The 11,065-nt window shown below is 73.2% G+C and carries 10 protein-coding genes; all 10 read left to right on the top strand.

The window, feature by feature from the left end; translation table 11 throughout:
* Positions 1–44: 44 nt before the first annotated feature.
* Genes GT755_RS35535 through GT755_RS35490 form a run of 10 tightly spaced genes read left to right on the top strand, consistent with a single transcriptional unit; the run spans position 45 to position 10,929 of the window.
* Complete coding sequence (locus GT755_RS35535; RefSeq protein ID WP_161483961.1) at positions 45–1,478, top strand: DHA2 family efflux MFS transporter permease subunit; 1,434 nt, start codon at positions 45–47, stop codon at positions 1,476–1,478.
* On the top strand, positions 1,475–2,482 hold the full coding sequence (locus tag GT755_RS35530; RefSeq protein WP_161483960.1) for an LLM class flavin-dependent oxidoreductase: 1,008 nt from the start codon (positions 1,475–1,477) through the stop codon (positions 2,480–2,482). Before GT755_RS35535 ends, GT755_RS35530 begins: the two co-directional genes overlap by 4 nt.
* 52 nt (positions 2,483–2,534) lie before the next feature.
* Positions 2,535–4,163, top strand: a complete 1,629-nt coding sequence (locus tag GT755_RS35525; RefSeq protein ID WP_161483959.1) for an ABC transporter substrate-binding protein — start codon at positions 2,535–2,537, stop codon at positions 4,161–4,163.
* Positions 4,160–5,098 (top strand): ABC transporter permease, encoded by a 939-nt coding sequence (locus GT755_RS35520; protein ID WP_328794732.1) that lies wholly within the window; start codon positions 4,160–4,162, stop codon positions 5,096–5,098. The genes GT755_RS35525 and GT755_RS35520 overlap by 4 nt, the downstream gene beginning before the upstream one ends.
* Positions 5,095–5,901, top strand: a complete 807-nt coding sequence (locus tag GT755_RS35515; protein WP_161483958.1) for an ABC transporter permease — start codon at positions 5,095–5,097, stop codon at positions 5,899–5,901. The genes GT755_RS35520 and GT755_RS35515 overlap by 4 nt, the downstream gene beginning before the upstream one ends.
* Complete coding sequence (locus GT755_RS35510) at positions 5,898–7,487, top strand: dipeptide ABC transporter ATP-binding protein (RefSeq protein ID WP_161483957.1); 1,590 nt, start codon at positions 5,898–5,900, stop codon at positions 7,485–7,487. Before GT755_RS35515 ends, GT755_RS35510 begins: the two co-directional genes overlap by 4 nt.
* Positions 7,488–7,521: 34 nt before the next feature.
* On the top strand, positions 7,522–8,670 hold the full coding sequence (locus GT755_RS35505; protein WP_161483956.1) for an acyltransferase family protein: 1,149 nt from the start codon (positions 7,522–7,524) through the stop codon (positions 8,668–8,670).
* The gene (locus tag GT755_RS35500) at positions 8,667–9,848 is read left to right on the top strand and encodes a cytochrome P450 (protein WP_161483955.1); all 1,182 of its coding nucleotides are present in this window, start codon (positions 8,667–8,669) and stop codon (positions 9,846–9,848) included. Before GT755_RS35505 ends, GT755_RS35500 begins: the two co-directional genes overlap by 4 nt.
* Positions 9,849–9,874: 26 nt before the next feature.
* Positions 9,875–10,066, top strand: coding sequence for a ferredoxin (locus GT755_RS35495; RefSeq protein WP_062343000.1), 192 nt, complete (start codon positions 9,875–9,877; stop codon positions 10,064–10,066).
* Between the two features lie 2 nt (positions 10,067–10,068).
* A complete protein-coding gene (locus tag GT755_RS35490) occupies positions 10,069–10,929 on the top strand; it encodes an alpha/beta hydrolase fold domain-containing protein (protein WP_161483954.1) in 861 nt (286 codons plus the stop codon).
* The last annotated feature ends 136 nt before the right edge of the window (positions 10,930–11,065 follow it).

The following is an 11,065-nucleotide window of genomic DNA, read 5'->3' as shown; positions in this document are numbered from 1 at the left end:
TCCTCAGTTCATTTTCACTGTCTCCCCGGTTCAAAGGAGTGGTCATGTCAGGCACGGCCCGGCTCGACCGCGCGCTGCTCACGCTGATAGGCGTGATGGTGCTCGGCGGGATGATGTCCTACCTCGACGCGACGATCGTCAACGTCGGGATCAGCACGCTGACCGCCGAGTTCGAGGCGACCCTGGCCACCATCGAATGGGTGACCACCGGCTACCTGCTCGCGGTCGCGCTGGCCATCCCGCTGGCGGGATGGGCGACCGTGCGCTTCGGCGCCAAGCGCATGTGGCTGCTCGGCCTGACCGTGTTCCTGGCCGGGTCGACGCTGTCGGCCTTCGCCTGGAACGCCGAGAGCCTCATCGCGTTCCGGATCCTCCAGGGCCTCGGCGGCGGCATGGTCGACCCGATCATGATGACCGTCGTCGCGGGCGCGGCCGGTCCGGCCCGCATCGCCCGCGTGATGGGGCTCATCTCCATCCCGATCACGCTCGGCCCGGTCGTCGGCCCCATCGTCGGCGGCCTGATCCTCGACAACCTCACCTGGCAGTGGATGTTCCTGGTCAACATCCCCTTCGCGCTGGCCGCGATCGTCCTGGCCGTGGTCGTGCTGCCGGCCGACCCGCCCGGCGGCGCCGCGCCGCTCGACTGGATCGGCGTGTTCACCCTGTCGCCCGGGTTCGCCGCGCTCGTCTTCGCCCTGTCGCGGGCCGGGGCCGAGGGCTTCGGCAGCACGTCGGTGGTGATCGGCCTGGTCGTCGGCCTGGGACTGTTCGCCGTCTACATCGTCCACGCGCTGCGCACCACCGGCACGCCGCTGCTGGACCTGCGGCTGTTCCGCAGCAAGGGCTTCAGCGCCAGCGTGACCACCATGTTCCTCATCGGCGGCGGCCTGTTCTCGCTGCTGTTCCTGCTGCCGCTCTACTACCAGGAGGTGCGCGGCGAGTCGGTGCTGGCCTCGGGCCTGCTGCTGGCCCCGCTCGGGCTGGGCACGCTCGTCGGCATGCCGGTCGCGGGCAACCTGGCCGACAAGCTCGGCGCGCGGCGGCTGGTGCCGGTCGGCGCGCTGCTCATCGGCCTGGGCGCGCTGGTGTTCACCAGCTCCGACGCGGGCACCTCGCAGCTGCTGCTGACCGGCGCGCAGCTCGCCGCCGGGTTCGGCCTCGGCCTGGTCGGCGCGCCGACGATGGGCTCGGTCTACCGCACGGTGCCCGGCGACGCGGTGGCCGGGGCGACCGGCGCGGTCTTCATCCTCAACCAGATCGGCGCCTCGCTCGGCATCGCCGTCGTCGCGCTCATCCTCCAGGGCGGCGGCGCGCACACCGCGCCCACCCCCGCCACGTTCGGCGACGCCTTCTGGTGGCCCGTGGCCGCCGCGGCCGTGGTCTTCGCCGCCGGGCTGCTGCTGCCGGGCAAGCCCGAGGCGGCACCCGCCGAGCCCGTCTCCGAGCCGGCGCCCTCCTCCGAAGGAGCCCTGTCATGACCCTGCCCTTATCCGTTCTCGACGTCGTCCCGGTCTTCGAGGGCGGCTCGGCCACCCAGGCGTTGTCCGACACCGTCGCCTTCGCCCCGAAGGCCGAGGAGCTGGGCTACCTGCGCTACTGGGTGGCCGAGCACCACAACACCACCAGCCTGGCCACCTCCGCCCCGGCCGTGCTGGCCGGGCGGCTGGCGGCGGCGACCACGACGCTGCGGGTGGGGTCGGGCGGGGTGCTGCTGCCCAACCACGCGCCGCTCGTGGTGGCCGAGCAGTTCGGCACGCTGGAGGCGCTCTACCCGGGCCGCGTCGACCTGGGGCTCGGACGGGCCCCGGGCACCGACCCGCGCACCGCCAGGGCGCTGCGCCGCTCCCCCGAGGGCGCGGCCGACTTCGCCGGGGAGATCGGCGAGCTGCGCGGCTACTTCGCGCCGGCCGACCGGTCGACCGGCATCGTCGCGGTCCCGGCCGCCGACGCGCGGCCCGATCTGTGGGTGCTCGGGTCGAGCCCCGGCAGCGGCGCGCTCGCCGGGTCGCTGGGGCTGCCGTACGCGTACGCGCACCAGATCAACCCGCGCGACACGGCGGCGGCGCTGGCCGCCTACCGGAACGCGTTCCGGCCCTCGGCCGACCTCGACCGGCCGCGCACCCTGATCGCGGCGCTGGTCAGCGTGGCCCCCACCGACGACGAGGCGCTCACCACGGCCTCCTCCTACCTGCTCGGCAAGGTCCTGATGCGCACCTCGCCGCACTTCGACGTGTTCCCGGCCGCGGCGCGAGCGGCGGCGCACCGCTGGTCGCCGGCCGAGCGGGAGTTCGTGCGGGGCATCGTCGAACCGCAGCTCATCGGCGGCGTGGAGACGGTGGCGAGCAAGCTGGAGCGGCTGATCGGGGAGACCGGGGCCGACGAGCTGATGGCGCTGACCGTGGTGCCGTCGCAGGACGATCGGCTGCGGTCGTTCCGGCTCCTGGCCGAGGCCGCGCGGATCGTGGTTTCAGCCCCGCTTTAGCGGCACTCCCGATAGTTCGAACGATCGCACTTCGAACGTCTCTGGAGTTCCCATGCCTCCATCACGTGCCGTACTGGCGGCCGTCGTCCTTATCGCCCTCGCCGCGTGCGGCACGCAGAACACCGGCGGGGGCGGCGGCCAGGCGGCCAAGCCCGCCACCTCCGGCACCCTCACCCACGCCGTGAACGAGGAGCCCGACTGCTGGGACCCGCACGTCAGCGCGCAGGACGTCACCTCGTTCCTGCAGCGCCCGGTCTACGACTCGCTGGTCTACCAGACGCCCGACGGCGCGCTGGAGCCGTGGCTGGCCACCAAGTGGGAGATCAGCCCCGACAGCAAGTCCTACACGTTCACGCTGCGCGAGGACGTCGTCTTCCACGACGGCGCCAAGCTCGACGCCGAGGCGGTCAAGGCCAACTTCGACCACATCACCGCCAAGGAGACCAACTCGCAGTACGCGGCCGGGCTGCTCGGGCCGTACAAGGGCGTGTCGGTCGTCGCCCCCAACCAGGTGAAGGTCGAGTTCACCCGGCCCTACGTGCCGTTCCTCCAGGCCGCCAGCACCACGGCGCTGGGCATCGCCTCCCCCGCCACGCTCAAGGCCGGGTCGGACAAGCTGTGCGCGGCCGGTGACGGCTCGGTCGGCTCCGGGCCGTTCAGGTCGGGCGCCTACGTGCGCGGCCAGGAGCGGACGTACACCAAGAACCCCGACTACGACTGGGCGCCCAAGAGCGCCGGGCACAGCGGACCGGCCCGCCTCGACACCCTCAAGGTCCGGTTCATCGGCGAGGCGGCCACCCGGGTCGGGGCGCTGACCTCCGGCCAGGTCGACACCGCGAGCGCGATCCCGGCCAACCAGCTCGGGCTGCTCAAGGCCGACCCGAACCTGCAGGTGCTCGACAAGCAGGTGCCGGGGGCGGTCAACGCCTTCTACCTGAACACGAAGGGCGCGCTGTTCTCCGACGTGCGGGTGCGGCGGGCCTTCCAGCGGGCCATCGACATCGACACGCTCGTGAAGTCGGTGTTCCAGGGCCTCTACCAGCGCGCCTGGAGCCCGCTGTCGCCGACCACCCCGGCCAGTTACGACGCCTCGCTGGAGAACACCTGGCCGCCGGACCCGGCGCTGTCGGCCAAGCTGCTCGACGAGGCCGGCTGGACCGGCCGCGACGCCGAGGGCTACCGCACCAAGGACGGCAAGCGGCTCACCGTGGTCGCCCCGATCTACGGCGAGGCCGGCACGTTCTCGCAGGCGGTGCAGGGCGACCTGAAGAAGTCGGGCATCTACCTGGAGCTGCTCGCCTCGACCGACGCGATCGAGATCGGCGGCCGCCTCGACGAGGGCCGTTACGACGTGGTCGAGTTGTCGTGGGCCCGCGGCGACGGCGACATCCTGAGCCACTTCTTCTTCTCCGACCAGACGTCCAAGAACAGCGGCCACAACTTCGCCCAGGTCACCGACCCCGAGGTCGACACGTGGCTGACGGCGGCGCAGACCGCCCAGGAGCCGGCCCAGCGCGCCGCCGAGTACGCCAAGGCGCAGAAGTGGGCGATCGACAACGCGGTGGTGGTGCCGACCTACGTCGACACGCAGAACCTCGGGGCCAGCAAGAAGGTGCGTGACCTGCGCCTGGGCATCTCGGCGCACCCCGAGTTCTACGGCGCCTGGGTCGAGGCCCCGTGAGGGGTGTGCTGACCCGGCTGGTGAGCGCGGCCCTCGTCGTGTGGGCCGCGGCCACCTGCGCCTTTCTGGTGCTGCAGCTCATCCCGGGTGACCCGGTCTACGCCATCGTCGGCTCCGACGCGCTGGTCTCCGAGGAGCAGCACGAGCGGATCCGCGCGGAGTACGGCCTCGACCAGCCGCTCGTGGTGCAGTACCTCCGCTACGTCGCGCGGCTGGCGACGTTCCGGTTCGGCGACTCCTACCAGCTCCAGCAGCCGGTGGCGACGGTGCTGGCCGACCAGCTCTGGCCGACGGTGCAGCTCGCGCTGGCGGCCACCGCGCTGGCCCCGCTCCTGGCGGTGCTCGTGACGGTGGCGACGTCGGGGCGGCGGAACTGGCCGCGCCGGGTGTCGGCGGCGGTGGAGCTCGTGGTGGTGTCCACGCCGTCGTTCTGGCTCGGCATCATGCTGCTGACGATCTTCTCGTTCCGGCTCGGCTGGTTGCCGGTGTCGGAGACCGGCGGCGTGGCGTCGCTGGTGCTGCCCACGATCACGCTGGCGCTGCCGATCGCGGCCGTGCTGAGCCAGGTGATGCGCGAGGGCCTGCTCGCCGCCCTCGACCAGCCGTTCGCGGTGACCGCGCGGGCGCGCGGCGTGCCCGAGACGGCGGTGCGCTACCGGCACGCGCTGCGCCATTCGGCGCTGCCGGCGCTGACCATGGCGGGCTGGTTCACCGGCACGCTGCTGGGCGGCGCGGTGATCGTGGAGAACGTGTTCGCCCGGCCCGGCATCGGCCGCGTCACCCTCCAGGCGGTCGGCGACCGCGACCTGCCGGTCGTGCAGGGGGTGGTGGCGCTGTCTGCGGTGGTGTTCGTCGCGGTGAGCGTGCTGGTCGACCTCCTGTACGCCGTCGTCGACCCCCGCCTGCGCAGGAGGACGGGGGTGCAGGCGATATGAGACACGTGGGCGTCGTGACCGCGGCGGCGTTCCTGGTGCTGCTCGTCGTGGCGGCCCTCTTCCCCGGGCTGCTGGCGGGGGGCGACCCGACCGCGACCGATCCGCTCGCCACCTTCCTGCCGCCCGACTCCGCGCACCTGTTCGGCACCGACCAGCTCGGCCGCGACGTCTTCACCCGGGTCGTGCACGGCGCCCGCCACTCGCTGGCCATCGGCGCGGCGGCGACCGTGGGCGGGCTGCTCATCGCCGTGGTGTGGGGCCTGCTGGCGGCGTTGTCGGGCCGGTTCGGCGACGCGGTGCTGATGCGGGTCGCCGACGCGCTGCTGGCGCTGCCGGGCCTGCTGCTGGCCCTGCTCGTCGTGCTGATCACCGGCAAGGGCGTGGTCGGCGCGACGCTCGCGGTGGCCGTGGGCATCGCGCCCGGCTTCGCCCGGGTCGTGCGCGCCCAGGCGCTCGTGGTGCGCCGGTCGGGCTACGTCGAGGCGGCGATCGGGCTGGGGGTGCCCCGGCCGCTGGTCGTGCTGCGGCACGTGCTGCCCAACACGTTCGGGCCGCTGCTGGTGCTGGCCACCGTCACGCTCGGCGTGTCGATCTCGACGGGCGCGGCGCTGAGCTACCTCGGTCTCGGCGCGCAGCCGCCGACGCCCGAGTGGGGGGCGATGCTCACCGAGAGCCAGGGCTTCCTCCACCTGGCGTGGTGGGCGGCGCTGTTCCCCGGTCTGATGCTCGTCCTGACCGTCATCGCGGTGACCGTCGCCGGTCGCCACGCCCAGAACCGATCCGAGGGACGGTACGCCTCATGAGTCTCGTCGAGGCCACAGACCTCAACGTCCGGTTCGCCTCAGGCCGCGTGCACGCCGTGCGCGACGCGTCGGTGCGGCTGGAGCCGGGCCGCTGCCTGGCCCTGGTCGGCGAGTCGGGCTCGGGCAAGTCGGCACTGGCCCGCTCGCTCCTCGGGCTGGCCGGGCCGACCGCCACGGTCACCGCCGGGGAGCTGCGCGTCGCCGGGCAGGACGCCCAGGGCTTCGGCCCGCGCGAATGGCGCAGAGTGCGCGGCCGGCACATCGGGCTGGTCTCCCAGGACGCGCTGGTCGCCCTCGACCCGCTGCGCCCGATCGGCGCCGAGATCACCGAATCGCTGCTGGCGCACCGCACCGTGCCCCGGAACCGGGCGCGCGAACGGGTGGTCGGCCTGCTCACCCGGGTCGGCGTGCCCGATCCGGAGGAGCGCGCCCGCCAGTACGTCCACCAGCTCTCCGGCGGGCTGCGCCAGCGTGCGCTCATCGCCTCGGCCATCGCGGCCGAACCGGGCATCCTGATCGCCGACGAGCCGACCACCGCGCTCGACGCCGCCGTGCAGGCGCGGGTGCTGGCCCTGCTGAACGAGCTGAAGGAGCAGGGCACCGGGCTGCTGCTGATCTCCCACGACCTCGCGGTGGTGGAGGCGCTGGCCGACGAGGTGGCGGTGATGCGGCACGGCGTGATCGTCGAGACCGGCCCGGCCGACCGGGTGCTCGACGACCCTCGGCACGCGTACACCAAGGAACTGCTCGCCGCCGTGCCGGGCGGCCGGCCCCGCACGAACCCCGCCCGCCCCTCGGAGGGCGCGCCGCTGCTCGACGTCACCGGCGTGGTCAAGCGCTTCGCCGGCCGCACGGCGGTCGCGGGCGTCGGCTTCACGCTGCGGCCGGGTGAGACGCTCGGCCTGGTCGGCGAGTCGGGGTCGGGCAAGACCACGCTGGCCCGCGTCGTTCTGGGCCTGGCCAGGCCCGACGAGGGGACCGTGCTGCTCGACGGCGAACCGTGGAGCGGCGTGCCCGAACGGGCCCGCCGGGCGCGGCGGCACACGATCCAGCTCGTGCCGCAGGACCCGCTCAGCGCCGTCGACCCGCGCTGGCCGGTGGCGCGGATCGTCGGCGAGGCGTTGGCCGCGACCGGGGTGCCGCGCGCCGAACGGGCCGATCGCACGGTGGTCCTGCTGGAGCGGGTCGGGCTGAGCGCCGACCTGCTCGACCGGCGGCCCGCCGCGTTGTCGGGCGGCCAGCGCCAGCGGGTGGCCATCGCCCGCGCCCTGGCGCCCGAGCCCCGGCTGCTGGTGTGCGACGAGCCGGTGTCGGCGCTCGACGTGTCGGTGCAGGCCCAGGTGCTCGACCTGCTGCGCCGACTGCAGGAGGAGCTGGGCCTGGCCACTCTGTTCATCTCCCACGACCTGGCCGTGGTCCGCGAGGTCTGCGACCGGGTGATGGTGATGAAGGACGGCGTCGTCGTCGAGTCGGGGCCGGTCGAGGACGTGTTCGCGGGGCCCGCCCACCCGTACACGAAGTCGCTTCTGGACGCGGTGCCGCGACGGGCCCGCACCACCCGCGAACCCGCACAAGAACGGCTTTAGATACGCCCAATAATGCGCTGCCAGCCTCACTCCCATGACCAGCTCACCTGAACAGACCCGTGGCGCGCGGCTCCCGTCGCTGACCGGGCTGCGCTTCCTCGCGGCGCTGCTCGTGTTCGCCTTCCACACCACCTGGCAGACCAGGTTCGTCGACACCCCGGTCTTCGAGAGCGCCGGCTTCTACGGCGTCACCTTCTTCTTCGTGCTCAGCGGGTTCGTGCTGACCTGGTCGGCCCGGCCCGGCGACACTGCGCCGAAGGTGTGGCGGCGGCGCGTGGTGAAGATCTTCCCCAACCACCTCGTCACCTTCGCCGTGGCCGGGGTGCTGATGCTGGCGACCGCGCAGGCGTTCACCACCACCGGCACGCTCGCGAACCTGTTCCTGCTCCAGGCGTGGATCCCCGACCTCACCGTGCCGAACACGATGAACTCGGTGAGCTGGTCGTTGTCGTGCGAGTTGTTCTTCTACCTCACCTTCCCGTGGATCCTGCGGCTGCTGAACCGCTTCTCGGCCCGCGCGTTGTGGATCACGGCGGGCGCGCTGGTGGCGGTGACGCTGCTCGTGCCGCTGGTGTCGGTGTACCTGATCGGCGGGCAGCCGCTGCCGTTCATCTCCGACGGGACGTTGTCGTTCGAGCAGATCTGGTTCGTGTACTTCTTCCCGCCGGTCCGGGCGGCCGAGTTCGTGCTCGGCGTGGTCGCGGCGCGGCTCGTGCTCGAGGGGGCCTGGCCCCGGCTCGGGCTGGCGCCCGCGCTGCTCGTCGCGGTCGGCGGATACGTCGTGCAGGCCAACGTGCCCTACCTGTGGGGCATCGCGGGCACCGCGGCCATCTGGCTGACGCCGCTGGTGGTGGCCGCCGCGCAGGCCGACCTCCAGCTGACCCGGTCGCCGTTCCGGGGACGCGCGCTGGTGCGGCTCGGGGAGTGGTCGTTCGCGTTCTACATGGTGCACGGGCTGACCGTCACCTACCTGCACCGGTACCTGGTCGACGGGCGCGACCTGACGCCGCTCGCGGGGGCGGGGCTGCTGGTGCTGGCGCTCGCGGTCGCGCTGGTGCTGGCGTGGGCGCTGTTCACGTTCGTGGAGACCCCGGCGGTCCGGCGGTTCGGCGTGTCCCGGCGGGACCGGGCCCCACGGCCGCCCGCGCCCGCTTCCCAGCCCCTTCAGGAGGCGGCCGAATGAGCGTTCTGCCGGAGTACCCGCAGGCCCGCAGTTGCCCCTTCCACCCCGCGTCCGGATACGCCGACTACGCCCCCGTGTCGAAGGTGCGCCTTTACAACGGGCGTGAGGTGTGGGCGGTGACCGGGCACGCCGAGGCGCGGCAGGTGCTGCTCGACCCGGCCACCTACTCCTCCGACCGGGTGCATCCGCACTACCCGGCGCTGGCGCCCCGGTTCGAGTCGGCCCGCAAGGTGCGCAACTTCATCGGGATGGACCCGCCGGAGCACACCGCGCAGCGGCGCATGTTGTTGTCGAGCTTCACCGTGAAGAGGACGAACGCCCTGCGGCCCCGCATCCAGACCCTCGTCGACGGGCTCCTCGACGAGATCGAGGCCAAGGGCCCGGTCGCCGACCTGGTGCCCGACTTCGCGCTGCCGGTGCCGTCGATCGTCATCTGCGAACTGCTCGGGGTCCCGTACGCCGACCACGCCTTCTTCGAGCACCAGTCGCGGCGGGTGGTCACCGGCAGCACCACCCTGGAGGAGAGCGCCGACGCGTTCGCGCAGCTCAAGGCCTATCTGGACGAGCTGATCCAGCGCAAGCAGCGTGAGCCCGGCGACGGGCTGCTCGACACGCTGATCGCCGAGCAGGTCGCGACCGGCGGGCTGACCCGCGCCGAGCTGGTCGACATCGCGCTGCTGCTGCTCGTGGCCGGCCACGAGACCACCGCGAGCGCCATCGCGCTGGGCGTCGTCACCCTGCTGGAGCACCCCCACCAGCTCGCCGCGCTGCGGTCGGACCCCCGGCTGCTGCCGACGGCGGTCGAGGAGCTGCTGCGCTTCATGGCCATCGCCGACGGCATCGCCCGGTTCGCCACCGCCGACGCCGACCTGGCCGGACATCGGGTGCGGGCCGGCGACGGGGTCGTGGTCGTCATCGCCACCGCCAACCGCGACGGGGAGGCGTTCCCCTCCCCCGCCGCGTTCGCGGTCGACCGGGGCGCGCGGCACCACGTGTCGTTCGGGCACGGCGTGCACCAGTGCATCGGCCAGAACCTGGCGCGCGCCGAGATGGAGATCGCGCTGGGCACGCTCTTCCGCAGGCTGCCCGGCCTGCGGCTGGCCAGGGACCTCGCCGACCTGCCGATCAAGGAGGCGGGCGGCGTCCAGGGTGTCTGGGAACTGCCCGTCACCTGGTGAACAGGAACGGTGAACAGGAGTCACACATGCGTATCAGCGCCGACCAAGGACGCTGCCTGGGCGCGGGACAGTGCGTGCTGTCCGCGCCCGACCGCTTCGACCAGTCCGAGCTCGGGCTGGTCGAAGTGCTCGATCCGGAGGTGCCGGAAGGGGACGAGCAGCGCTTCCGGGACATCCTCGACCTCTGCCCGTCACAGGCCCTGTCACTGGAGGCGTGACCATGCCGATCAGTGGAACCCTCACCGACGCCGTCGCCGACCGCGCCGGAACCCGTCCCCGACCGCTGGCCGCGCTGCCGCGGTTCGACTCCGTGGACGTGACCGAGCCCGCCGCGCCGGTGCACGTGCGGGTCTACCGCCCGCGCGGCGTGGCCGGGCCGCTGCCCGCGACGTTGTGGCTGCACGGCGGCGGGTTCGTGCTCGGGAACGTCGACCACGTGCACCAGGCGGCGGCGCAGGCGGCGGCCTACGCCTCCGCGGTCGTGGTGGCGGTCGGCTACCGGCTCGCGCCGGAGCACCCCTACCCGGCCGGGCTGGAGGACTCCTACGCGGCGCTCGAATGGCTCGCGGCCGAGGCCGGCGCTCTGGGGGTGGACGCCGGGCGGCTCGGCGTGGCCGGGGCGAGCTCCGGCGCGGCGCTGGCGACGGGGGTGGCGCTGCTGGCCCGCGACCGGGGTGGGCCGCCGCTGGTGTTCCAGCACCTGGCGACCCCGGCCCTCGACGACCGGCTCGACACCTCCTCCATGCTCACCCTGACCGACGCGCCGATCTGGAACCGGGGGCTGGCGCTGGAGAGCTGGCGTCTCTACCTGGGGGGTGCGGCGGCGTCGGGGTATTCCGCGCCCGCTCGGGCGACGGACCTGTCGGGGCTGCCCCCCGCCTACATCTCCACGGCGGGGCTCGACCCGCTGCGTGACGAAGGGATCCTCTACGGGCTGCGGCTGGCGCAGGCCGGGGTGCCCGTCGAGCTGCACAACTACCCGGGCTTCTACCACGCCTTCGGCGGGCCCGACCTTCCGTCGGAGCAACAGCGGATCGCGGTCGAGCACCTGGCGGCGCTCAAGCGCGGGTTGTGGCCGTGACGGTGCGGCCCGTGCGCGACCGGTCGGCGCCGGTCACCGGCCCGGCCGGGGACGGCGGGCGGGGCCGGCCAGGCGGGAGCCGTAACGGAAGGACTGTGGGCCTTTAGATCGCCTCAAGGGCTTCCTTAGCGGTTCC

Source organism: Herbidospora solisilvae (genome assembly GCF_009901565.1).
GTDB lineage: Bacteria > Actinomycetota > Actinomycetes > Streptosporangiales > Streptosporangiaceae > Herbidospora > Herbidospora solisilvae.
The sequence above is the reverse complement of the archived record's forward strand: the minus strand, read 5'-3'. Positions and strand labels throughout refer to the sequence as shown.

Excerpts from the sequence above, each read along its gene's own strand:
- GT755_RS35515 (WP_161483958.1), top strand. The coding sequence starts at position 5,095 with ATGAGACACGTGGGCGTCGTGACCGCGGCGGCGTTCCTGGTGCTGCTC.
- GT755_RS35490 (WP_161483954.1), top strand. The coding sequence starts at position 10,069 with ATGCCGATCAGTGGAACCCTCACCGACGCCGTCGCCGACCGCGCCGGA.
- GT755_RS35500 (WP_161483955.1), top strand. The coding sequence starts at position 8,667 with ATGAGCGTTCTGCCGGAGTACCCGCAGGCCCGCAGTTGCCCCTTCCAC.
- GT755_RS35535 (WP_161483961.1), top strand. The coding sequence starts at position 45 with ATGTCAGGCACGGCCCGGCTCGACCGCGCGCTGCTCACGCTGATAGGC.
- GT755_RS35530 (WP_161483960.1), top strand. The coding sequence starts at position 1,475 with ATGACCCTGCCCTTATCCGTTCTCGACGTCGTCCCGGTCTTCGAGGGC.
- GT755_RS35510 (WP_161483957.1), top strand. The coding sequence starts at position 5,898 with ATGAGTCTCGTCGAGGCCACAGACCTCAACGTCCGGTTCGCCTCAGGC.
- GT755_RS35495 (WP_062343000.1), top strand. The coding sequence starts at position 9,875 with ATGCGTATCAGCGCCGACCAAGGACGCTGCCTGGGCGCGGGACAGTGC.
- GT755_RS35525 (WP_161483959.1), top strand. The coding sequence starts at position 2,535 with ATGCCTCCATCACGTGCCGTACTGGCGGCCGTCGTCCTTATCGCCCTC.
- GT755_RS35505 (WP_161483956.1), top strand. The coding sequence starts at position 7,522 with ATGACCAGCTCACCTGAACAGACCCGTGGCGCGCGGCTCCCGTCGCTG.